This window comes from Haloferax litoreum (genome assembly GCF_009674605.1).
Classification (GTDB): Archaea; Halobacteriota; Halobacteria; order Halobacteriales; family Haloferacaceae; genus Haloferax; species Haloferax litoreum.
Window position 1 is genome coordinate 1,974,762 of sequence record NZ_WKJO01000001.1, and the last position, 22,975, is coordinate 1,997,736.

A 22,975-nucleotide genomic window follows, 5' to 3' on the forward strand; every position below is an offset into this window, starting at 1 on the left:
AATACCCGAGCGAAGTGCTGTAGCGGTATGGAACGCGTAGACGTCGCCATCGTCGGTGGCGGTCCAGCCGGAACGTCGGCAGCACACGCTGCTGCGTCGGCTGGCGCTACCGCCGTGGTCTTAGAGAAAGGCGTCCCCCGAGCGGACCGACAGGGCCTCGGTCCGGATTCGACGGACGCGGCTGGTATCCTTGACTACTGGGTGGACATCATGGGAATCGACCCCGACGAGATGCCAGACGACGTCGTCCTCGACATCCTCGACCGGGCCGAGTTCATCGGTCCGAACGAGTCGCTGACGCTGCGAAGTACCGGTATCGACTCTTCGTACGACGAGTTCGGCTACACCTTCCACCGCGCGAAGTTCGACGACTGGATGCGGAGTCGTGCCGAAGAGGCAGGGGCCGAGTACCGTCTGAAAGCATCTGTCCGCGACGTGGAGACGGACCCCGACGCGGCAGTCGGTGCGGACGACCCGCGACACGTCGTCCGACTGGCGAACGGTGAAGACGTCGGTGCGGACTTCCTCGTCCTCGCCGACGGCCCACAGCGGACGGTCACGAACAAGGTCCTCGACAAGTTCCTCCCGTTCGACATCACCGACCGTCTCGCCGCGCCGAAGGTCAACCACATCGCCTACCAGGAACACCGCGAGTTCCCGCCCGAACTGTTCGACGAAGTCGACGGCGCGATAAAATTCTGGTGGGGCTACATGCCCGGTCACACGGCCTATCCGTGGATTTTCCCGAACGACAACAACGTCTGCCGCGTCGGTCTGACGATGCCAATCGGTCTCGACATCGACGAGGTGGAAGACCGAGACGATTACGAACTCCTCCGGCCCGAGGACGAACGCATCCCACAGGGCCGCGAGTACATCCGCCGCCTGCTCGAACAGGAGTACGGCGACGAGTACGACGTCGACGAGGACTTCCCCCTCGTCGAAGACCGAGGCAAGACCAAAGGAACCGAGACGTACGCCATCTCGTCGACGCGGCCTATCGACTCGCCCACGAAAGCGGGCATCACCGTGACCGGCGGTGCGATGGGTTCGACGTCGGCATTCCACGAAGGTGGCGACCACGTCGCCGTGCGCACCGGCGCTATCGCGGGCGAACTCGCCGCGTCCGGTGACGTGAGCGAGTACAACGAGCGCTGGAAGGACGCCATCGGCGACGAAATCCTCCGGAACGTCGCCATGGCCGAAATCGTCCACGACTACGGCCCGAGCGACTGGGACAAGACGTTCAAGGCCGCTCGCAAACTGCTGGCCAACGACGGTGGATACAAGGCGTTCGACCGGGCCAAACTCTCTGCTGGCTTCAGCGCTGCCAAACTCGCTACACGGTACAAGAAGACGAAGATGAAGTACCGCAACGGCAAGTACGTCCAACTCGACGAGTCAGCGTACACGCTGTAAGGGACCGAAGCTTTAATTCAGATTCTGAGGTTGTCTCAGACGATGCTCCCGTCTCAGTCTCGCCGACGCCTCCTCCGTGCTGGCCTCGCACTGGTCAGTACGGGTGTCGTGGCGTCCCTCTCTGGCTGTTCATCGTTTCGGGGGTGTTCGGACGCAGAGATTTATCTGCGAGCAGAGTTGGTCGGGAACGCGCCGTCGGACGCCACTGTCGTGGAGTCTGGCGACCCACGAGTCGCCAAGAGCGAGTGGATTCGGCAAGTCGTCGAAAGCGCGGCGGGTGGCCATCCACGCGAATCGAGCATCTCGGATTGCCTGAGTGATTACGACGCGCTTCGTGCTGACCTCGATGCCCTGCCCGAATCCGGCGGGCAGAACGACCGCCTGTACTACGTCCGCGTCGACGGACAGGTCGTCCGCTTGCGGGCCGTCTTCTTCGAAGGCGAGGAGGCGGCGCGGTCGGAACTCGTTTTACCCCCGACGAACTAGAACCGACTGCGTACCTCAAGTCCCCGTCCGAGTTGTCCCGCTTTGGGAGCGATGACAGAACGGCGAACCCGGGTGCGCAACATCTATAGCAACGTTTGCAAGTCAGTTCACACTCGACCGCACGATTACGAGCGGTCGGCTGTGCAACCAGTTGCAAACGCTGCTATCCTGGCCGGCGCACGCCGGCGTACTTCGGAACGTCCGCGCCCGAAAGACGGACCGCCTGGCACGAGGGTTTCCCGGTTGACGCGGCACGCCGCCTCGGGATGATACCGGCCGTTAGTGTTCTGGGCGACAGTCAGTGAGTAGCCCACTGTGGGCTACTTTCACCGAGAGACTGGACAGACACTGTTTGCTCCGAAGAGGTACCAGATGCCCCAAATGACAGTTGAGGCAACACTTCGTTTTAGGTCAGCCTAAACATCGAAAGTGGTTTAATTATTTAGGCAAGCCTAAACCACGTGAACGAAGACACAGCCAACTCGAAGTCGACGACGCGGAGGGCGTATCTCAAGTACGGTAGCGCTGTCGTCGGTGGTGGACTACTCGCCGGTTGCACTGGCCAGAGTGACTCCGGGACAGCAGAGACCGATACCTCGACGGAGACGACGTCGGAATCTGGAACGGGGTCGCCGACGGAGACGGACACGTCGTACGAGGTCTGTATGGAACCAAACGGCTGTCACACCCTCGACACGGTGCCCGAGGACTTCCTCGTCTATCATCAGGGCCCGGTCGACATGGTACTCTCACTGGGACAGTTGGACGGACTGGTCGCGGCCGCCTTCCCCTCGACGTTCCCGACGGGGTACTTCGACCAACTTCCCGGAATCTCGGTCGAACTCGACGACGTCACCGCGCTGAGTGAAGATGGCACCCCGGACAAGGAACTGTTCTACGAACTCGACGTCGACCTCCACCTCGTCGGGCACCACCCCGCGATGGAGTACTTCGAGTTCGACGAGACCGACCTCGCCGAACTAGAGGAGAACGTCGCTCCCTTCCACGGGAGTTGGATGCGTCGCCCCGATTACACCGACGGGCATCCGTACTACGGACTCTACGAGGGACTGGACAGATACGCCGAGGTGTTCCAGACGAAGGCTCGTGGACAGGCGTTCCGCGCTATTCACGACGACTTGGTCGGTAACCTGACCGCGGAGTTGCCGCCGTCCGAGGAACGCCCCTCGGTCGCGTACCTGAACACCAACTACTGGGGGGACGGCAAGACGGTCTACGCCCGTGACCCGACGGTTCCGGGCTACCAGACGAAACCACTCCGCGACCTGGGTGTGCCGGAACACGACGCGTTCGCGGGGCAGTATCCAGACGATAGTAACTTCATCAAGGGTGACTTCGAGTTGTTGCTCGACGTCGACCCGGAAGTCATCGTCTACCACGCGGGCATGAACGTTCTCCGTGACCCCGAAAAGAGCTTCGAGAACGACATCCTCGAGCCACTGCGTCAGGACCCAGTCGCGGGGGAGGTACGGGCAATCGACGAGGGGCGAGTCTATCCGTTCCACGAGTTCGAACAGGGGCCGGTAATCAACCTGTTCAACACTGAACTCCTCTCGAAGGCGCTCTACCCGGAGACGTTCGGGAGTCCCACCGGGATGGAGGCACCACCCGAAGAAGAACAGTTGTTCGACCGCCAGCGCGTCGCAGACATCATCGACGGAGACATCTGAGAACGAAGAGACCCCATCGAACTCGGTAGACGGGGCCTCGAAGAACGGGTGGATGTGTCGCGCCAACGATTCATCGTCTGGTGCGAGCACTCGAGGCAGACGGACTAGTGACGAGACGACACGGGGTGTTCGTGCTCAGACCAGTCGGCGAAATCGCGGCTTCCGAGTTCGCACGAGTGTTCGAGGCCGTTGGAACCATCTCCGCGCTGAGTCGGGTCGTCCGGCGGGACCCGGGGCGACCCGAGGGACGCGTACGCTTTTTATTCGTTTCGAGCGAATAGTTCAGGGACCGACATGGTTTCGCTCCCAGAGTCGATTCGCAGGCTGAAGCCAAGCCGTCGAGCCCGACACATCATCTACTACGTTATCGGCCTCGTGCTGCTCGTACTCCTGTACACGCTCGTGTACAATTTCGCGTTAGCACGACTAGAGGGTGTCGACCAGTCTCTCTTCGCGTCGTTCGAGTTCGTCATCCAGACGATGACGACCACTGGGTACGGTCAGGACTCGGACATCTGGAGCCATCCGCTCATGTTCCTGTTCGTCGTCACGACCCAGATTTCGGGCATCGCAATTGGGTTCTTTACGCTCCGTCTCATCATCATCCCCCTGTTCACCGGTGCCGAGGTCAACCTCGACGACCGACTCAGCCCCAAAAGCGGGCACGTCATCATCTGCGAGTATCGTCGCGACTCGGCAGTCCTTCTGGACGAACTCAGAGAATTCGGTATCGAGTACGTACTCATCTCGTCTTCACGGGAGGACGCCGAGGCACTCTCGAACCGTGGGTACGCAGCAATCCACGGCTCTCCGCAGGACGCTGAGACGTTCGAGCGAGCGAGCATCGACACTGCGAGGGCCGTCATCACGGACGCCGGTGATGCGAACGTCAACACGATACTCACCGTCCGGTCGCTCCGGTCAGATGTCGACGTCATCGCGCTGACCGACGACAGCGACATGCAAGAGATACTGCACAAGGTCGGCGCGGACACCGTACTGTCGCCTCACGGTGTCTTGGGGCACCGCCTCGCGGAGAAGGCCGTCGCCTCGTTCAGTTCCGAACTCAGGGACACCATCGAAATCGGCGGGGACACGAGATTGATGGAACTCCCAGTGTCCGATTCGAGCGAACTCGTCGGCCGGAGAATCCGAGATACCAACGTCAGGGAGCGAACGGGAGCGACCATCGTCGGTGCCTGGTTCGACGGCGAGTTACAGTTACCACCCAGCCCGGACGCCATCGTCGCCCCGAACACCGTGCTTCTGGTGTCGGGCGAGGAAGAGGCGCTCAAAGAATTGAGTGAGTTCATCCGCCCACCCCGTTCGTTCACCGAACACGAGCGATTCGTTCTCGTCGGCTTGGGCGAAGTCGGCCAGTCCGCAAGGCGAGTCATCGAAGAGTCGGGTGCAGAAGTCGTGACTATCGACCTCGAAGACAGGGCTGGAGTCGATATCGTCGGGGACGGTGGGTCGAGAGAAGTCTTGCTCGAAGCGGGTGTCGAGAACGCCGGTGCTATCATCGTCGGTGTGCCCGACGATTCGACAGCGCTCCTCACGTCCGTTCTGGCACAGTCGCTCAACCCGGATATCGAGGTGCTCGTCCGCGTGAGCGACGCGGACACGACGCAGAAGGCGTTCAGTGCCGGTGCCGACTACGTCCTGTCGGTTCCGCGAGTGAGCGCACGGATGGTCGCCAAAGAACTTCGCGGCGAGGACGTACTCGCACCAGCGAGTCAGATTCGCCTCGTTCGCGTGCTGGCCACACCGTTCGCCGGGTCGACACTGGCTGATTCGGGTATCTACGAGCAGACTGGGTGTCGCGTCATCGCCATCGAAGACGGCGAGGGCCAGACGAGCGCAGTCGACCCGCAGTGGCGATTCACCGGCAGCGAACGGATAACTATCGTCGGGTCCGACGAGACGGTGCAGAACTTCATCAGGCGGTTCGACGTCTCCCCGACTGAACTGCCCTCGTAGCCGTACTCACCGAGCAACTGTGGCTGTCGCTCCACCCCTCACGAGACGAATTCGACGCCCGTCACCTCGAACCGCGCTCCTCCGCGTTCGCTCTCAGTCACTCGAATTTCCCACCCGTGAGCGGTCACGATTTCCATCACGATACTGAGCCCGATTCCGGTTCCATCTTCCACGGACGAGTATCCTGCCTCGAACACCTCTTGGACGATGTGCTGAGGAATCCCCGGGCCGTCGTCTTCGACGTAGAAACCGTCCTCGACGAGACCGACGGTGACCGAGACGTCGCCACCGTGTTCGACACTGTTGCGAAAGAGGTTCTCGAAGAGTTGTTCGAGTCGGCCGGGGTCAGCACGTATCGACCGCTGGTCGTCGTCGACGACGAGCGCCGCGTCTCCGCTTTGTACGTTCGCCCACGACAGTTTCGCATGGGTCGAAAGTTCGACCGAGTCGACGGTCATCGCTTCCGAGCCTTCGCGGGCGAGTACCAGCAGGTCGCGAATGAGTGACTCCATCCGCTCGTGTGCTCTCGAGACGGCGTCGAGATGTTCGCTGTCGCACTCTTCGCGTGCCAGTTCCAGTCGCCCCTGTGCGACGGACAGTGGGTTCCTGAGGTCGTGGCTCACGATACTCGCGAACTTTTCGAGGCGATGGTTCTGGAGTGTGAGCTCCTGTTGGCGTCTCTGTCGTTCGGTGATGTCCCGAACGACTGCGAGAACCCGTACGTCGCCGTCGATAGTGGTCTCCCGAAGGTGGACCTCGACGGGGAGTGGTGCGCCGGACTTCGTCTTCGTCACCCACTCGAAGTGCAGCGGTTCTTCTCTCGCTGCCTGTCGCACCAGCTCTTCGGCCCGTTCAGCGGTGTACGGCGGTTCGTCGAGGTGTATCGCGTCGAAGTCCAGTTCGAGAAGCTCTTCACGACTGTACCCGAGCATCGAACAGAACTGCTCGTTCGTCTCGACGATTGCCCCGCCGCCTGGCTCGTGGAGCAGTACGCCGTCGGGCATCTTTTCGAATATTTCGTGGTAGTCGGACATTGCTGCGAACCGAACGGTGGGCGGCACGTGTTTGCGTGTCTCGAGAGGTGAGTCGGTGCCGGCACCGACTCGGCCTCGTACGAGTCGATACCGATGTAATCGACGGTGTGTCAGTTAGTGGTTCCGGCGAGTGGACACACCACAGTCGCAGGGTGGAGTCTCGTTCTGCTCGTGACGCATCCGGGAGTCACGTCCGCTGGACGCCGACGAAATACGCTGGCCCCGTACTCCAGCGACGTTCGAAGACGGTTCGATACGCGAAGACCACCTCCCAGTCACCTGCCGCAGTGAATCGTCTTCGCAGTTCTCCGGGTGAGAGTCCGTATATCGAGCGCTCGTCGTATCGGGCGTCGCCGAGGACGCAGTACAGTCCACCGCGTGGGACGACAGTGCCCAGTTCGGTGATGAAACGGTCACGCTCTCTGTCTCCGAGGAGGTGGAACATCGCTGAATCGACCACCGTTCGGAACGTGAGACCCGCGTCGGCAAGTCGTGAAACGTCCAGTGCGTCCCAGACGAGAAAATGTGCAGGTACTCGACGCCAGTTGGCTTTCGCGTTCGCCTGTTGCACCGCGAGCGCCGAGATGTCAATCCCGAGTACGTCGTACCCGTGGCGAGCGAGGAACAGTGACAGTTCGCCAGTCCCACACCCAACGTCGAGAACCGGGCTCTCGACGAGGCCTGCTTCGAGGAGACTGACGAACACGCGCTGTGGGCGGCCGATATCCCAGTTCGGGACCCCGGTGTACGCCGCGTCGTACACGTGGGAGAGCGGTCGGTCTCGGGGTGACGTTGGTGCGCTCATGGACTCGCTCCACCCACCGACAGAATCATACCCTCCCCTTCAGCGGGCAATCACGTATCCGTTACTCACTCCCGCCGTACACACGAGTCGACCCGTGCGGGTTCGTTCCCCGAGTGACTTTCTCCCTACCGGTTGATACCACAGTATGGACGACCGGATTTCGGTGACGCATGCTGACGGCGACCCGGTGAGTCGCCACCCCCTCGAGTTCGTCGAGCGGAAGGGGATTGGACACCCCGACTCGCTCTGCGATGGCGTTGCAGAGGCTGTTTCCCGCCGTCTCTCTCGGTTCTACCGCGACGAATTCGGTCGCATCCACCACCACAACACCGACAAAGTCCATCTTGGGGCCGGTCGGTCACGACCGGTGTTCGGCGGGGGGACAGTCGTCGACCCGATATACGTCCTCGTCGGCGGACGCGCAACGACGAGTGTGGATGGCGAGTCGCTGCCGATAGACGACCTCGCAACTGCTGCTGCGCGGGACTACCTCCTCGAGACGGTCCCGGAACTGGACCCCGAACACGTCGTCGTCGAGACGCGAATCGGGCAAACGTCGGGCGACCTTGGGTCGCTGTTCGACCGCGGTGAAGAACCACTGGCGAACGACACGAGCATCGGCGTCGGTCATGCACCCGGCACGCAGACAGAACAGTTCGTCCGAACCCTCGAACCCCGACTTCACCGTGAACTCTCTGCCGTCGGAAAAGACGTTAAGCTGATGGCACTCCGTCGAGGTGACAGGCTCTCGCTGACGGTTGCGGCCGCTGTACTCGATTCGGCCGTCGATAACCTGAACGAGTACCGCGACGTACTGGCCCAAATCGAATCACTCATCGAACAGCACGCCGAATCGACCATCGACTACCCAGTGTCGGTCACCGTGAACAACGCGGACAACTTCGCCGAAGGGCAGGTCTATCTCACGACGACCGGCCTCTCGGCCGAGGCGGGTGACGACGGGAGTGTGGGGCGCGGCAATCGCGCGAACGGTCTCATCACACCACACCGTCAGATGAGCCTCGAAGCGACTGCCGGAAAGAATCCGCTCACACACGTCGGGAAACTGTACAACCTCCTCTCGCTCCGAATCGCGCGGCGACTTCACGACGAACTGGGTGCCACCTACAGCGGTGTCGAACTCCTCTCTCGTATCGGTGACCCCGTGGCAGAACCGTGGGCCGTCGACGTGGTCAGTACGGTCGACGAACACGAAGCAGTCCGAGACGCCATCGTAGACGAGTTCGGTGACTTGGACGACCTGCGGTCTGCCCTCCTCGACGGGCGTCTGCCCGTCTTTTGAGGTCGGCACCCCAACCCAGCCGTGAGAGGGTGCGAATTCATATCGTCGCTACGCGATGCTCTCGCATGAGTCGGCGGAAACGCGATATCGAAGCAGAGGCACGAGTCCGAGGCGACTCCATGGAGGTGTTCTCGGCACTCGCGAACGACACGCGACTCGCGATTCTGTTCGCGCTCGCCGAGGCGGAACAAGAACTCGATGGCCCGGTCTCGTTTTCGGACCTGTACAAGCGAGTCGATATCGACGATAGCGGACGGTTCAACTACCACCTCAAGACGCTCACCGAACACATCGTCGCCCGGTCCGAATCCGGGTACGAGCTTCGATACGCGGGGCGACTCATCTACCGGGCTATCAAAGCCGGGTTCTACGCCGGCGAGCAAACGCTCCCACCGACACCTGTCGACAGCACCTGTGTCATGTGCGGCGCGAATTTGGTCGCAAGATACGACGATTCCAGACTGGCAATCGAGTGTCACGAGTGTGCCGACCTCTACTACCTCGTGACGCTCCCACCGGGCGCACTCGTCGACCGAACGCCGGACGAAGTCTTGCGAGCGGCGGACCAGCACGTGCGCTCCGACATCACACTCGTGTCACACGGCGTCTGTCCGTACTGTTCGGGGACTATGACAGCGACGCGAGACCGCGTCTCGGATTCGCCGACAGGCAACGTCTACATCCACCACTTCTGTGTGCAGTGTGACCAGCGAATCATCAGTACGACCGTCGGCGAACTGTTCCTCTCACACCCCGCAGTCGTCGCGTTCTTCTTCGAACACGGAGTGAACTTGTTCGACAAACCCTGTTGGGAAATCGAGTTCTGCGTCACAGACGAGTTCACGTCGGTCTCCTCGGACGACCCGTTACAACTAACGTTCGAGTACGCGCTGGCGGGAGATGTCATTCGCGTCTCGCTGGACGACGAGTTAGAGACGGTCGACGTCTCGGTCACGACGGAATCTGCGACGTAGCAGTCACACCCTTTTGCATCCGCAACGCACCACGTCTTTCGGTATCGTGGGTGGGAGAGTCAGTACGCGTCTTCCGGTGCGCCCATCGAGTCGTAGTATCGTTCCATGAGTTCGACCGACCAGTCGGGTTGTGCGACCGGTCCACGCGGGCCGAACTCGCGCATGTATGGTTTGATATCGAGAACTGGCGACCCGTCGATTGCGTCCAACCCGCGAACGGTGACCGTGTGGCCATCGACGGCGACGATTTCGCACCGCGAGAGGGCGAGTCTGTTGGGGCGGCGTTTCGCACGCTGGGCGAAGATTCCAACCGATGGCCAGTCGGACCGATTGCGCGGATGGCGTGCCGCCGTCTCGACGCTGTTGGGGTCGACCCGGTCTACGTGGAAGATGACCTCTGCGTGTGAGAACGAATCGAGTCCACGCAGTGATGCCGCTGGTAGCCAACGACTGTCGAGTTCTATCGTCGAGATGACTGCCCCCCAGTGGTCGTCCGCCACCTCGGTTCGAGGGGAACGAACGATGCCGATGGGCGAGAGTTCGATAGTCTGCGGTCTATTCACCATTAGTTGTCCTCCGGACTGCGGAACCAGAACTGTGACTTCAAGAGGGCGTCACGATGGGCGGGCGACTCCACGTCGGTGGTTCGCTTCTGGCCGTGTTCGGTGACTGTGAGCGTCTCGTCTGAGAGCGTCAGTCGTCCCGTCGGCGTCGCAACCGTCGCGAGCAACCCGCCGGTGAAGTTCGAGTCGGATGACGTCTGCTGATACGTACACATCTCTTCGAAGTCGTGTACCGACCGCGACGCGGTGGTGAATTCGTACGCAGTCACCCACTCGTCGTCACGTAGTCGCTGTGCGGCATACGGGTGGTCAGCAGTGTCGGGTGGCAGTACTCGGTACGTCCCGCTCACGTCAGTGACTGGTTCGGACGTGAGCGGAAGCGGACGACGTGTGAACTGTCCGAATCCCACGTCGACGAGGTACGGTTGGTCGAGTGCCACGAGGAGTGCCATGTGGTCGAACGGAGGGCCGACGCTCCCACCGTCGTCTCGGACGCGGCCTTCGACGAGACGAGTCTCGAAACCGAGTGTGGCGAGAAGCCATCCGAACAGCGAGTTGAGTTCGTAGCAGAACCCGCCCCGGCCACGGTCGACGACTTTCTCGTACGTCGATTGGAGGTCGAGTTCGATGGGGGTACCACGTACGACATCGACGTTTTCGAACGGAACAGACAGGAGGTGGTTCGCCTGAAGCGCCGCGAGTGTCTCGACATCGAGAGACTGGGAGTCGTCCACGGACGCAGAGAGACGAGCGAGGTAAATCTCCGTTTCGAGCGGAACCTCGTCAGATGAGCGCGGCTGGGGTGGGAATTCGATGTCGGTCATTCGGTAAGAGAGGCCACGAGACGCTCTCGGGAAGGCTGGTCGTCGATGGAAGCGTATCGAACCGCGTCGACGCCGAGGGTATCGACACGCTCGGCGAGTGAGTCACTCGTGAACTCGCCGTCACCATCGAACGCGTCTTCGACGTTCGGGATGGCGACTTCGTGTGGGAGGACCCACGCACCGAGTGACCGACAGACCGTTCGGAGGTGTGCGAGCGTCGTCACCGGGAATCGACCTCCAGCGACGGCGAGCAACCCGACCGTCTTTCCCTCGAACTCGGAGCGTCCGCAGTAGTCGAGAGCGGTTTTCAAGACCGAGGAGTACGACCCGTGGTAGACCGGCGTCCCGAGCAAGAGTGCGTCGGCATGGGCCACTCGGGTACGCAGGGCCTCAACGTCCTCACTTTCGTTGGCGTCAGGGTCGAATACCCGAACGTCGAGCGCCGAGTGGTCGATGAGGTCTGTCGTCGCACCGATTCGCTCGGCAGCATCTACGGCGTGCTGAAGGGCGGTACGTGTGTGGCTGCCGTCTCTGAGGCTCCCGGAGAGGGCAACGACGTGGGGGTGTTTGGAAGGCATCGGTTCTGAGGTGCCCGCAGATGAAAGATAACTATTTGCGGAAACGCATTTATGTTGGAGAATTGTTATTATTAGCAACGTGGGTCGTGTCGTACGCTATCACCGACTGAAACGTCTTTCTGCAATCGCTTATCACCGTCCTGTGCATCGAGCGGTCCATGAGTACAGGAGAGACGAACCGAGAGTGTGGTGACGAATCCGATACTGGCCAGTCCGACGACGACAGGCAGGTCACTCCAGTTAGTGGTCCACGAATGCTCCTTCGGGCCGAAGGTCTCGCAGTCTTCGCCGCGTCGGTGGGGGCGTACTACGCGCTCGGCGGCCCACTCTGGTTGTTCGTGGTTCTGGCGCTCGCACCGGACGTATCGATGGTCGGGTACCTCGCCGGCGCACGAATCGGCAGCGCAACCTACAACGCGTTCCACACCCTCGTCGCGCCGGTAGTGCTCGCAGCGGTTGGACTCTGGCACGCTGCTCCGTTCCTCGTCTGGGTCGCGCTCCTCTGGGCAGCGCACATCGGGATGGACCGCGTCGTCGGATACGGGTTGAAGTACCCCACTGAATTCAGCGACACCCATCTCTCACGGCTCCGCAACGTGGACGACGGTGTCAGCTCCCCCGATATCGAGACCACTCTCCACTGACGGTGCTCGTCGCGTCACCTCGCCGGAAGACTGCTGACCGTCGGCTGGGACCGCCGCCAACTCACCACCACGGCCATCGCTGCGAGTGCGGTTCCCACGAGGAGGAACGGGAACATCTCCGGTGCGAGTCCGAGGAACTCCCCGGTCAGGTTCATCAGTCCGTGGAAGAGGAGGACTGCGAGGACGCTCCGTTGCGTGTTGTTGTACACCCAGACGATGAGGAGCGTCTGGAGGACGATAGACGGGAGCCACCACCAGAGTTCCGGGTTGAACGTCGTGTTCGCGTAATAGCCGGGGAAGTAGACGAACGGTGCGTGCCAGACGGCCCACGTTCCGCCGTTGATGAGCCCAGCGACTGTCGGACTGAACCGCTCTTGTAAGGCGTCGAGGTAGTACCCACGGAGACCGATTTCTTCGACGAGCGGGAAGACGAACGACAGGACCAGCATGAACGCGAGCGTTTCGGGGTCCGTCAGGACGCCCCAGACGATGTCCAGCGGTCGGTCCGACACGCCGAGTGCGAGTGCGGCACCCGCCACGAGGAGATTGAACGCCGGCCAGAAGAGCAGAATCGTGACCAGCCACTTCGGGCTGATACGCTGAACGTCGGTGAGGCGTCGCCACATTCCACGGAGTCGCTCAGTGCCGCCTGTGAGAAGTGCCAGCGTGACGCCGGCGAGGAGGGGACTCGCACCACCGACGAGAAAGAAGAGTACGTTTGGGAACGACCAGACAGACGTCTCTGAGACCAGTATCGGTGCCCAGAACACGAATGCCCACCCGAGATAGATGAGGGGGAATCCCCAGGGCCGCAACTGTACTGCTACGTTCTGCAACCGTCTGTACGTCGTCATCGTCAACGTCCTCTGTTCGAGAGACGCGCCGTCGTGACGTTACGTTTGAGGAGTTTCCCGAGTGACGGGAACTATCACCGCGTGGATGCGTCTCCCCGCGTTCCCCACCGTCGTCGCTCGGCTCAGCCAACGAATCCGTGGGCGATGCCAGCAGCGAGGAGCGTCCCGCGCCGGTCGGTGAGCCATCCGGTCACGAGGCCGACGAGAAACACGACGACGAGGAGTGGCCACGACGACAGTGGGTAGTATCCAATGTGCGCGAGTGAGAAGACTGCTGCCTGACCGACGATAGCGGTGAGACGGCCATACCGTTCGTCGAGGAGTTGCTGGAGGAACCCACGGAAGAGCGTCTCTTCTTGAAACGCCGCGATAGCGAATCCGAAGAACCAGCCGAGGAGGAGATTCACGCCGAACCCGCCTGCTTGAGCGCCACTATCCGTGGCAGGCGACGTCGCTGACGCCCCAGCGCCGCCGTTTGGTGCCAACTCGGGGAAGGCGAGCGTCAATCCGAGCACGCCGACGACGGTGACGACGAGGATGGCGACGGTGCCGGCGATACCCCAGAGGATGTCACCACGAAGTTGCTGTCGGTCGAACCACCACGCACGCAGGTCGACGCCGACCCACCGCGTGAATCCGAGATAGACGACACCGACCGAGAGGACGACGAAAATGCTCCCGAGGAATGCGAGGAAGACGGGGTCGGTGCTGTAGACACCGCCGAAGTATCGGTCCCAGACGCGCGCCAGTACCGCCCGGAGAACGACGAAGACGCCGAGCAAGACGAGCCCACGAATTTGCTGTGTACGAGTGAACGTTGCCGTCGAAAGCGACCCCGACGACGGTGATTCGACTCGTTCCATACGAACACTGCGTCTCGCGGGTAGTTAGATAGTCTTCCCATTCCGATACAGCGAGAATCGTTCAGAGCGACGACGCTCTCGTCCCCACTCGGGCGAGGGTCTACAACGCCCCGTAGACGATGTGCCAGACGATATTCGTCCAGAAGTGAACGCCGATGGTGGCCATCACTCGGTGTCGGCGGAAGAGGACCGTCGCGACGGCCGAGCGGAGACTATTGAGGACGAACAGTTCGCCCAGCAACACGAACGGGACAACCTCTATCTGGTCGTACTATCGCTCGAACGAGCGCCCTCCTCATCGAAATACCGGCGGCCGACATCGTCTCCAACCCGGGCGAATCAGGCACTCAGTCGTCTGCTTCCACAGATTCTGCCCGCGGTATCGTCACGTCCGTCAATCCGGCTTCTATCTGCTCGCGTCGAGCCTCGAACTTCCCGGGGAGGACGAGTCGCCCACCGAGGTCGTCGAGTGGTTCGTCGCTCGCGTACCCCGGGCCGTTGGTGGCGAGTTCGAACAGGACACCGCCGAACTCGCGGAAGTAGACCGAGCGGAACCAGTGGCGGTCGATTTGTGGCGTCGGTCGGAGTCCAGCCGATTGGACTGCGTTTCGCATGGATTCTTGGTCCTCGTCGGTCGGTGTCTGGAAAGCGACGTGGTGGACCGTTCCGTGGCCCTGTCGGCTACTCTCGATGGTCGGGAGCACGTCGACGTACTTCCCGACGTGGCCGGACGCGGCGAATCGGGTTCGCTCGTCGCCTGCCATATCACCCTGTGCCTGTTCGGTTCCGACTTCTTCGAACCCCATCGTCTCCAGTAAGTCCATCGTCGGGTTGGGGTCGGCCACCCAGAGCGTCACCGAGTGGAACCCGCGAATCGCGACTTCCTCGGGGACGAACTCCGTCCACGGGACAGTCGGGTCGTCGTCGGGGATGACGACTTCGACGAGTTCGACCGGCAGGCCGTCCGGGTCGCGGAAGGGGAGGACCGTCTCACCGAAGCGTTCGATTCGGTCGTCGTAGTCGACGCCGTACTCGTCGAACCTGTCTTCCCAGAAGTCGAGGCTTCCCTCGGGGACGCGGAACGCGGTCCGTGACACCTGTCCTGTCCCGACCTTCCCGCGCGAGAGGTTCTCCCACGGGAAGAAGGTCATACTCGTTCCCGGGGTTCCCTCAGCGTCCGTGAAGAAGAAGTGGTAGGTGCTGGGGTCGTCTTGGTTGATCGAGCGTTTGGCGAGTCGCAGGCCGAGTGTTTCGACCCAGAAGTCAAGATTCTCCTGTGGGTCGCCAGCGATACACGTCACGTGGTGAATGCCCGGTGTCGGAGTGGGTGTTGCCATTGTCACGTGATACGGGCCGGAAGGACTTGAGTTTCTGGCGACGTGAGTGTAACCGGGTGGTGGCGATGGTCACTGCCGCAGTGGTTTGGGGAGGGAGGTGTTCTGCCGGGGTGCGTCATTCCTCGAACGCGTATCACCTTCCTGACTCAGACGATACCCGCCATATCACCGGACCACGGTTCGCCGTGGCCCGAGAGTAACACCACCTCGCCGCACGATTCGAACTTCCGTATCGACGCCCACGCCTTCTCTGCATCGTAGTGTATCGGTGGCAACACTGTGGGGTTCGTTTGTTCTCCGGTACGCACGTTGAGCGTCATCAGCGCATCCCCGCAGAAGAGGACACCTCGGTCTGGGAGGTAAAATGCGGACGACCCGGCGGTGTGACCGGGGACGTGGATGACCGTCGGGTGACCGGGAACGTCGAGTTGGTCACCGTTTTCGAACACCTCGAACTCCGTGAGCGGTGGGACCGACCCGACGCCCGAGCGGACAACTTCGACGAAGTACGCCATCGTGGGGGGCCGCCACAGGTTCTTCAGGAAATCCACCGGCGGGAGTGACCGGGACATCGTGTTCGCGCGCTTGACATCCGCCGGGTGAATCCACACCGACGCCCCACTGGCTTTCCGGAGCCATTCGGCGAACCCGATGTGGTCGAGGTCACCGTGTGTGACGAGGACCGCCTCGATGTCTGCGAGGGTGTATCCGAGTGCGTCGATACCCTCAATTAACAGGTCCCAGTGGCCGGGGAGGCCGGCGTCGATGATGGTGAGCGCACCGTCTTCTTCGACCACGTACCAGTTGATACGCTTCGTCCCGAATCGGGTGACTCCCTCGGCGACGTGCTGTCCGCGAATAGTGTTCATGGTTGATGATGGTCCGCAGAAGGCATTACATCGGTGTCACGTTCTCGTGGAACGAGAGACAGACTCGAACTGACTCACTCAGTCTGCGCTCGCGTCTCGTCGAGCGACTCGGAGTCCGCTCGAACCGACGCGTAGACGCGCTCGGCCCACTGGCGGGCGATTGGTGCGTCCGTATCGACGAAGACCTGCATGAGGCCCGTCGACCTGTCGTACCCGCCGATACCGACACGCTCGTCGAAGATAGCGAGGCCGTAGGGGAGTTCGTCGCGCGTTCGGAGGGTCAGATGCCCGCTCTCGATTGCCTCACGAGCGCGTTCAGGGTACGTCTCGAAGAGTTTCTCCACGATTGCTGGGAGGTAGATAATCTCGGTCTCTGTCGCGCTGAACAGGTGTTCGTGGAACTCACCGAGGGCCAAGGGAGCCATGTGAGTCGTGTTGAAGCCACGGAACGTCTCCGTCTCGCGGGCGAGTGTAACGAACCGCTCGACGGGACGGTAGGGGTCTTCCGGGTCCGCCACCGTGACCGTCGCGTCGACGAAGGGTTCGACGACAAATTCCTCGTGGTCGTCGCAGATGACTTCGAGGAGCGGCGTCAGTCGCTGGGCGGTTCGCACGTTCGCCTCGAACCGAAGCACTTCTTCGGCGATTGCCTCGCCGCGGCCGGTCAACTCGACGCGGTGGTCGACTCGTCTGGCGAGTCCGTGTTCGTCGAGCCACTGCACGAACCGGTGACTCGTCGCCTTCGAGACACCGAGTTTGTCTTCGAGCGTTCGCCTGTCGAGCGGGTCCGCTAAGAGCGCTTCCAGAACCGGTCCGTGACGGACGATGTCGACGAGTTCGTCCGTCTCGATGCGGTCGCCTGCCGTCGCTAATTGACGACCTAAGTGGCGACGGTTTCGAGCGTCGTCGAGTATCGCATCGAGAATCTGCGACCCCGGAGGTGGGTCCTCGTCGTCGGGACGGTGGGGGCCGAGAGCGTGCATGATAATCACTAGCTAGTTGGTGGGGTCGAATAGTAACTCTACCCACGACGTGAAACGGGTTCCGCGGCGTGAGAGACCTGCCACGGAGTGAGACGGACACTGGTCGGTGAGGCTAACGACCGTGCGACCCTATCGCAGTACATGTCGACCGACCTCGTCACCGACCAGCAGATACGGGAATTTGCAGCAGACGTTCTCGGGACCGTCGTTCGACCTGCCGATGCCGACTACGACGACACCCGGGCGGTCTGGAACGGAATGATAGACAAGCGCCCTGCTCTCATCGTTCGGTGCACCGGCGTCGCCGACGTGGTCCGGTCGGTGACGTTCGCCCGCGAGAACGACCACCTCGTGGCAATCCGCGGTGGGGGCCACAACGTCGCTGGAACGGCAGTCTGCGACGGCGGTATCGTCATCGACCTCTCGGAGATGACCAGTGTGCGTGTCGACCCAGAGGAGCGAACCGCGTGGGTCTCGGGCGGCGCTCGGTGGGTCGACGTCGACCACGAGACGCAGTTGTTCGGTCTCGCCGCACCCGGCGGTGTCGTCTCGGACACCGGCGTCGCAGGCCTCACGCTTGGAGGTGGAATCGGCCATCTCCGTCGGAAGTACGGCCTCAGTTGTGACAGTCTCCAGTCCGTGGACCTCGTGACCGCGGAGGGCGAATTCATCACCGCCAGCGAAGACGAACACCCAGACCTCTTCTGGGCCCTCCGTGGTGGCGGCGGCAACTTCGGCGTCGTCACCGGGTTCGAGTTCAACCTCCACCACGTCGGGCCAGACGTTGCGACCTGTCTGGTGTTCTACCCGGCCGACCGACTTACCGACTATCTCAGCGCGTACCGCGAGTACGTTCGGTCGGCGCCCGACGAAGTCAGCACCCTGACGTTCGCCGGCGTTCTCCCCGACGAAGACCTCTTCCCGGACGCAGTCGACGTTCCGAAACTCGGGATAATGGGCTGTTACGCCGGTCCCGTCGAAGAAGGACTGGAGGCACTGGCACCGCTTCGTGAGTTCGGTGACCCCATCGCCGACTTCAGCGACGTGATGCCGTACGCGGCGTTCCAGCAACTGCTCGACGAAGACTACCCCGACGGGATGCGGTACTACTGGAAGTCACTCTATCTGGATGGACTCTCTGACCGGGCACTCGAACGCATCGAACACTGGGTCGACACGGCACCATCGCCGCTTTCGACAGTCGACGTGTGGCACCTCGGTGGCGCGGTAGCCGACGTGGGTCTGGCAGAGAGCGCGTTCGCCGGGCGGCAGGCCCCGTTCCTCCTCGGCGTGGAGGGGAACTGGGTGGACGCCGATGCCGACGACGAAAACGTCGCGTGGGTCCGTGATTGTCTCGACGACATGCGGGAGTTCTCAGACGGGTCCGTCTACCTCAACTTCCCGGGATTCTTCGAGGAAGGAGACGAGATGATAGAGTCGGCGTTCGGCGCGGCGTACGAACGCCTCGTCGCGGTGAAAACCGAGTACGACCCGACGAACCTGTTCCGGGTGAACCAGAACATCACACCGACGACGTGACTCACACGCGATGGAGGAATGCCAGCACCTCCGCGTATGCTGCATCGTACTGGTCGCGGAACACGCAGTGACCGGCGTCGGGAACGTGGACGAGGCGGCCGTTTGCCAACTCGTCGGCGGCGGCGAGATGGCCCGCCCTCGTTTCCGGGTCGGCGTCGGCCTTCAAGATGAGCGTCGGAGCCGTGATATCGCCGAAAGCGTCCTTCGTCGCCGGGAATCCGGCCCGTGAAATCTCTGCTATCTCCGGGCGGCACTCGGTTCGTGCAACAGCGAGGGTTCGTGCGAGGTCAGGACGCGTTTCGGCGTACGCTGCTTCGAGTTCGTCGACACCTCGTTCCGACCACTTTCGCACTGTCTCTCGGACCGAATGCGCGCGCTCCGCGGGAGTCGAATCCGAACGTTCCAGCATGCCTGCTGGGTCTTCGAGGACGAGCGCTCGTGGAAGTTCGGGGTGCAGTGCAGCAGTCCACGCGACGGTGTCCCCACCCATCGAATGCCCGACGAGAATCGGGTCTTCGAGACCGAGTTCGGTCACGACGGCCACGAGGTCTTCGACTCTCGCTTCGATTGTGTACCCGGATTCGGGAGCGTCTGAACGGCCGTGAGCGCGGGCGTCGTAGGCGACCACGTCGTAGTCGGCGGCTAAGTCTTCGACCAGCGGTCTCCAACACCGGCCATTGTCGGAGAATCCGTGTGCCAAGACCAATGGTGGCCCGTCACCAGTTCGGTAGTACTGCAACGAGACGCCCTCCGAGCAAACGGTTCCCGTGGTCCAGTCGTCTGGCACGGTCATGCCCGCACACAGACGCGGCGGTGGTGTAAAAGTACGACTCGACTCAGGCGAGAAGGCGTGTCAGGTCGGAGAGCGAGTCGATTTCGTGCGTTGGCGTCGCCGTGAGGTCGGTTTCACGACAGTGTGGTCGCCGAATGAACACTGAGTCCACCCCGGCATTGTGCGCTGCGACCACGTCGCTCTCGCTGTCGCCGACGTAGAGTGCTGAGGTCGCATCGAGGTCTGCTTCCGCGTTGTCGAGATAGTGGGTGTTTGGCTTCTTCAGCGACAGACTCTCGATAGTCATCTCACGGCCGTAAAACGTGTCGAACAGCGGTTCTAGCTCGAAGAAATCCAACTTGAACTCGATGGTGCTGTGGTGGTTATTGCTCACGACGCCGCGTCTGCCCGGCAGTTCCGCTATCGCCGCCACGTCGTCGTATCGGTCCCGTGCGCCGCGTTTGAAAGCCTCGAACTGCGACTGTTCGTCGCGCCGTTCGCGTGCATCCCAGAACGACTCGGCGTCGATATCGTACGTGCGACAGATATCGTAGAGTCGGTCGGCGGTCACGCCGCCGACGATATCGTCGAGGTGTTGCTGACTGGGTGTCTCGATGCCCACGTCGCGGAAGGCATCCCGCGTGGCAGCGAGTTGGGTTTCGTATGCGGGGGGTTCGACGAGAACTCCGTCGCTGTCGAACACAATCGCGTCGTACTCGGTCACACGAACCACGTTCGTTGCCACGTTGATTGACATTTCAGTCGGCGTCGAAGCACGCGTGCCAATGCCCGACGATAGTGTCCGACGAGGAATATTACAGCAGAGAGCGTTTCGTTAATCGGTGGTTATTGCGACGGGAGTCGTCGGTGGAACACCCTGCTCAGGGCGAACAACACCGCTGCCAGAAGACCCGCCGGAATAGCGACCATCGGCACGGTCACGGGAATGACGGCACCACCGAATGGGTTTTCACCGCCAGCAGCGAGGAACGCCGCGATTGCGTCCTCACCGGCGAGACCGAGGAGGAAGAACCCGTCGACGGCGACGACGGCCAAGACACCGGTGATGAGGCTAATCAACGACGCGACTTCTTCGACGTTCAGCAAGTGACTGGCTTCTCGCTCGCTCAACGACTGTTCTCGCTGGAGTCGGCGGAAACCGACGTACACGAGGCTGAGTGCGGCAATCGTCACGATGGTACCCGCGTACGCCCCGAGGACCAATATCTTCGGGGACGAACCGAGTGGGTCGCCACCGGGAAAGAGCGCACGCGTCGAGGGAGGTAACGTCATCGCCAGCGGGAAGACGAGTGTGAGCCCAGCGAGAATCAGGCTCTGCCACGCGAGCTTTTGTGATATCGACTGCTTAAACAGACTTCGCCGCCGGACGCGAAGTTGTTCGTAGGGGGACCCGTCTATCAACGCCGACGCGATGGGGTCTTCGAAACTGTCGTCTTGGACCATACTGTACAATCGACGGGTCAGGTACCGCAGTATAAAATATAGTCGGTCGAAAAATCCTCAGTTTACTGTGATTGTTCGATAATAGTGGCATTTCGACGGGTGTGGTGAGACAATTAATATACACTTCAACCACCCGTTCACCTCCTGGTCGAGTCGAGGGGGTTCGCTAACGGTTCTTCCGGTAGTTTGCCTCGATTTCGTCGAGGATGGACACCGCTGTTTCACCGACGACCCACGGGCGACTGGGACGACATCTGAGCCGAGACAGACACACGTTTTTGGTCGCTGACAGTGACCAGTCGAGTATGAAGACGCGTCCACTGGGCGAGACCGGTCACGACAGTAGCATCATGACGTTCGGCACTATCGCGCTCAACTGGCTCGAACAGGAGGGTGCAGACCAGATGGTCGAACTCGTGCTCGACAGAGGGGTCAACCACTTCGACGTGGCCCCGATGTACGGGGACGCCGAACTGAAGTTAGGGCCGAAACTCCGGCAACACCGAGACGACATCTTCCTCGGGTGCAAGACGCAGGAGCGAACCTACGAAGGCGCGAAGCAAAAGCTCGAACAGTCGCTCAACCGCCTCGGCGTCGACCACATCGACCTCTATCAGGTCCACGGCCTCGAATACGAGGAAGAACTGGACACCATCACGGGCGAGGGTGGCGCGCTCGAAGCCTTCAGAGAGGCCAAAGAGGAGGGACTCATCAGCCACATCGGCCTGACGAGTCACAGCGAACCACGACTCATCCTCGACGCTATCGACCGTATCGACGACCTTGAGACGCTCATGTTCCCGATGAACCCCGTCGTCGCAGGCAAAGACGACCCGGACCACGACTATGCGGCGGTCCTCGAACGAGCAGACGAGGAGGGCATCGGAACGCTCGGAATCAAGGCCTTCGCGAAGGGACCGTGGCCGTCGACAGACGAACTGCCGGAAGGGGACCGCCCGTACGCGAACTGGTACGAACCGGTCGATACTCCCGCCGAAATCGCGGAGCGGTTCGACTTCGCTGCGTCGCAGGGCCTGACGAGCGTCGTCAGCATGGGCGACCCGAAGCTGATGGCGATGGTCCTCGACGCGGCACAGCGATACGACGGGATGGACGAGGCCGCACAGCGGTCGCTCATCGAAAAACTCCGCCACGACGAGAGTCCGGTGCCGGAGCAACTCCACCACTGACGCCGACATCCAACCAGACACCGAATGGACGTTCCAACGACAGTCAGGGCCGCCCTCGAAGACCGACCGGTCTCCGGTGCCATCTGTCTGGAAGCGGGTGCTGGCGTCGGCAACACGACGGCCGGACTGCTCGCCGCAGGTGCGAGTCGCGTCTACGCGGTTACGACCAATCCCGACCACGCCTCACTCGTCCGGGAGCGAGTCGCACCCGACGACACAGACCGGACCGCTGTCCTCGAAGCAGACGTTCGCACGCTCCCACTGGCAGACAGTTCGGTCGAAATTATCACCGCCCACGGGTTGTTCAACCTGCTCGCACCGGAGACGCTCGACGCAGTCGTGAGTGAGTTGACTCGGGTCGCCGCACCGGGGTGTCACCTCGTCGTCGACGACTACGACCCACTCCCCGAGACTGCTGCTGTCTGTGACCTCTTCGCCCTCGAAAACGCCGTGTCTGAACTGGCGAACGGGACCCCCGCGCTCACGTTCTACCCGGCGGGCGTCCTCCGTCGGTCGTTCGTCGCCGCGGGGTGGGAGTTCGACCGAGAGCGAACCCTCCTTGACCCGGTTCCGTGGACGAAAAAACACCTCCGAGCACACGCGAACGCGACCAAATCACTTGCGTCGAAGCTCTCGCCGGAACTGGCGGACCCACTCACTGAGGAGGTAGAACACCTCAGGAGGGCTATCGGTGACGAATCGGTCGGGCAGATGTTCAGCCTCGCGTTCCGACGCAGATAGTGACCGTCTCTTTACATAATTTCGCTTCAGGGAGCGTTTTAGTACGGATAGTGCGTCGAACG

24 protein-coding genes are annotated in these 22,975 nt (G+C 61.8%); 10 read left to right on the forward strand and 14 right to left on the reverse strand.

Going from position 1 to position 22,975, the window contains the following annotated elements; genetic code table 11:
- The first annotated feature begins 27 nt into the window (after window positions 1-27).
- The 4 genes from GJR96_RS10145 to GJR96_RS10160 all read left to right on the forward strand — a co-directional run bounded on the left by GJR96_RS10145 (window position 28) and on the right by GJR96_RS10160 (window position 5,576).
- Window positions 28-1,419 carry an NAD(P)/FAD-dependent oxidoreductase gene (locus tag GJR96_RS10145; RefSeq protein ID WP_151162827.1) on the forward strand — a complete coding sequence of 464 codons (1,392 nt, stop codon included), beginning with the start codon at window positions 28-30 and terminating at the stop codon, window positions 1,417-1,419.
- Between the two features lie 42 nt (window positions 1,420-1,461).
- Window positions 1,462-1,905 carry a Tat pathway signal protein gene (locus GJR96_RS10150; protein WP_151162828.1) on the forward strand — a complete coding sequence of 148 codons (444 nt, stop codon included), beginning with the start codon at window positions 1,462-1,464 and terminating at the stop codon, window positions 1,903-1,905.
- 461 nt (window positions 1,906-2,366) lie between these two features.
- Window positions 2,367-3,596, forward strand: a complete 1,230-nt coding sequence (locus GJR96_RS10155) for an ABC transporter substrate-binding protein (RefSeq protein WP_151162829.1) — start codon at window positions 2,367-2,369, stop codon at window positions 3,594-3,596.
- Between the two features lie 294 nt (window positions 3,597-3,890).
- Window positions 3,891-5,576, forward strand: a complete 1,686-nt coding sequence (locus tag GJR96_RS10160) for a potassium channel family protein (RefSeq protein WP_151162830.1) — start codon at window positions 3,891-3,893, stop codon at window positions 5,574-5,576.
- Window positions 5,577-5,614: 38 nt separating this feature from the next.
- On the opposite strand, the gene GJR96_RS10165 is transcribed toward GJR96_RS10160, so the two are convergent.
- Together GJR96_RS10165 and GJR96_RS10170 are read right to left on the reverse strand one after the other, a co-directional pair.
- Window positions 5,615-6,610, reverse strand: a complete 996-nt coding sequence (locus GJR96_RS10165; protein ID WP_151162831.1) for a sensor histidine kinase — start codon at window positions 6,608-6,610, stop codon at window positions 5,615-5,617.
- Window positions 6,611-6,797: 187 nt separating this feature from the next.
- Window positions 6,798-7,415 (reverse strand): class I SAM-dependent methyltransferase, encoded by a 618-nt coding sequence (locus tag GJR96_RS10170; RefSeq protein WP_151162832.1) that lies wholly within the window; start codon window positions 7,413-7,415, stop codon window positions 6,798-6,800.
- 145 nt (window positions 7,416-7,560) lie between these two features.
- Between GJR96_RS10170 and GJR96_RS10175 the strand changes: the two genes are divergently transcribed.
- Window positions 7,561-8,718, forward strand: coding sequence for a methionine adenosyltransferase (locus GJR96_RS10175; RefSeq protein WP_151162833.1), 1,158 nt, complete (start codon window positions 7,561-7,563; stop codon window positions 8,716-8,718).
- A 65-nt stretch (window positions 8,719-8,783) separates the two neighbouring features.
- Complete coding sequence (locus tag GJR96_RS10180; RefSeq protein WP_151162834.1) at window positions 8,784-9,692, forward strand: ArsR/SmtB family transcription factor; 909 nt, start codon at window positions 8,784-8,786, stop codon at window positions 9,690-9,692.
- A 59-nt stretch (window positions 9,693-9,751) separates the two neighbouring features.
- On the opposite strand, the gene GJR96_RS10185 is transcribed toward GJR96_RS10180, so the two are convergent.
- Genes GJR96_RS10185 through GJR96_RS10195 form a run of 3 tightly spaced genes read right to left on the reverse strand, consistent with a single transcriptional unit; the run spans window position 9,752 to window position 11,657 of the window.
- On the reverse strand, window positions 9,752-10,258 hold the full coding sequence (locus GJR96_RS10185; protein WP_151162835.1) for an SAM-dependent methyltransferase: 507 nt from the start codon (window positions 10,256-10,258) through the stop codon (window positions 9,752-9,754).
- On the reverse strand, window positions 10,258-11,079 hold the full coding sequence (locus tag GJR96_RS10190) for an arylamine N-acetyltransferase family protein (protein ID WP_151162836.1): 822 nt from the start codon (window positions 11,077-11,079) through the stop codon (window positions 10,258-10,260). The genes GJR96_RS10185 and GJR96_RS10190 overlap by 1 nt, the downstream gene beginning before the upstream one ends.
- Window positions 11,076-11,657 carry an NADPH-dependent FMN reductase gene (locus GJR96_RS10195; RefSeq protein ID WP_151162837.1) on the reverse strand — a complete coding sequence of 194 codons (582 nt, stop codon included), beginning with the start codon at window positions 11,655-11,657 and terminating at the stop codon, window positions 11,076-11,078. The genes GJR96_RS10190 and GJR96_RS10195 overlap by 4 nt, the downstream gene beginning before the upstream one ends.
- 158 nt (window positions 11,658-11,815) lie before the next feature.
- Between GJR96_RS10195 and GJR96_RS10200 the strand changes: the two genes are divergently transcribed.
- Window positions 11,816-12,301 carry a DUF4260 domain-containing protein gene (locus GJR96_RS10200; RefSeq protein WP_151162838.1) on the forward strand — a complete coding sequence of 162 codons (486 nt, stop codon included), beginning with the start codon at window positions 11,816-11,818 and terminating at the stop codon, window positions 12,299-12,301.
- A gap of 14 nt (window positions 12,302-12,315) precedes the next feature.
- On the opposite strand, the gene GJR96_RS10205 is transcribed toward GJR96_RS10200, so the two are convergent.
- The 6 genes from GJR96_RS10205 to GJR96_RS10230 form a co-directional block, all read right to left on the reverse strand.
- Window positions 12,316-13,155 (reverse strand): CPBP family intramembrane glutamic endopeptidase, encoded by an 840-nt coding sequence (locus tag GJR96_RS10205; RefSeq protein ID WP_191965842.1) that lies wholly within the window; start codon window positions 13,153-13,155, stop codon window positions 12,316-12,318.
- Window positions 13,156-13,277: 122 nt separating this feature from the next.
- Complete coding sequence (locus tag GJR96_RS10210) at window positions 13,278-14,018, reverse strand: CPBP family intramembrane glutamic endopeptidase (RefSeq protein ID WP_151162839.1); 741 nt, start codon at window positions 14,016-14,018, stop codon at window positions 13,278-13,280.
- Window positions 14,019-14,118: 100 nt separating this feature from the next.
- The gene (locus GJR96_RS10215) at window positions 14,119-14,262 is read right to left on the reverse strand and encodes a hypothetical protein (RefSeq protein ID WP_154326212.1); all 144 of its coding nucleotides are present in this window, start codon (window positions 14,260-14,262) and stop codon (window positions 14,119-14,121) included.
- A 103-nt stretch (window positions 14,263-14,365) separates the two neighbouring features.
- The gene (locus tag GJR96_RS10220) at window positions 14,366-15,355 is read right to left on the reverse strand and encodes a VOC family protein (protein ID WP_151162840.1); all 990 of its coding nucleotides are present in this window, start codon (window positions 15,353-15,355) and stop codon (window positions 14,366-14,368) included.
- A gap of 146 nt (window positions 15,356-15,501) precedes the next feature.
- Window positions 15,502-16,224: an MBL fold metallo-hydrolase gene (locus GJR96_RS10225; RefSeq protein WP_151162841.1), complete on the reverse strand. Its 723-nt coding sequence runs from the start codon at window positions 16,222-16,224 to the stop codon at window positions 15,502-15,504.
- A 74-nt stretch (window positions 16,225-16,298) separates the two neighbouring features.
- Entirely contained in the window at window positions 16,299-17,207 is a 909-nt protein-coding gene (locus GJR96_RS10230; protein WP_151162842.1) for a helix-turn-helix transcriptional regulator, read from the reverse strand.
- Window positions 17,208-17,348: 141 nt separating this feature from the next.
- On the opposite strand from GJR96_RS10230, the gene GJR96_RS10235 reads away from it, so the two are divergent.
- Window positions 17,349-18,746 carry an FAD-binding oxidoreductase gene (locus GJR96_RS10235; protein WP_151162843.1) on the forward strand — a complete coding sequence of 466 codons (1,398 nt, stop codon included), beginning with the start codon at window positions 17,349-17,351 and terminating at the stop codon, window positions 18,744-18,746.
- Between the two features lies 1 nt (window position 18,747).
- Here the strand turns inward: GJR96_RS10235 and GJR96_RS10240 are convergent, their stop codons facing one another.
- The 3 genes from GJR96_RS10240 to GJR96_RS10250 all read right to left on the reverse strand — a co-directional run bounded on the left by GJR96_RS10240 (window position 18,748) and on the right by GJR96_RS10250 (window position 20,982).
- Complete coding sequence (locus GJR96_RS10240; RefSeq protein ID WP_151162844.1) at window positions 18,748-19,539, reverse strand: alpha/beta fold hydrolase; 792 nt, start codon at window positions 19,537-19,539, stop codon at window positions 18,748-18,750.
- Window positions 19,540-19,582: 43 nt separating this feature from the next.
- Window positions 19,583-20,242, reverse strand: a complete 660-nt coding sequence (locus GJR96_RS10245; RefSeq protein WP_151162845.1) for an HAD family hydrolase — start codon at window positions 20,240-20,242, stop codon at window positions 19,583-19,585.
- Window positions 20,243-20,364: 122 nt separating this feature from the next.
- Window positions 20,365-20,982 (reverse strand): hypothetical protein, encoded by a 618-nt coding sequence (locus GJR96_RS10250; protein WP_151162846.1) that lies wholly within the window; start codon window positions 20,980-20,982, stop codon window positions 20,365-20,367.
- Window positions 20,983-21,287: 305 nt separating this feature from the next.
- Here GJR96_RS10250 and GJR96_RS10255 point away from each other — a divergent pair, with 305 nt between their 5' ends.
- Together GJR96_RS10255 and GJR96_RS10260 are read left to right on the forward strand one after the other, a co-directional pair.
- Window positions 21,288-22,172 carry an aldo/keto reductase gene (locus GJR96_RS10255; RefSeq protein WP_151162847.1) on the forward strand — a complete coding sequence of 295 codons (885 nt, stop codon included), beginning with the start codon at window positions 21,288-21,290 and terminating at the stop codon, window positions 22,170-22,172.
- A gap of 24 nt (window positions 22,173-22,196) precedes the next feature.
- Window positions 22,197-22,913, forward strand: a complete 717-nt coding sequence (locus GJR96_RS10260; protein ID WP_151162848.1) for a class I SAM-dependent methyltransferase — start codon at window positions 22,197-22,199, stop codon at window positions 22,911-22,913.
- The last annotated feature ends 62 nt before the right edge of the window (window positions 22,914-22,975 follow it).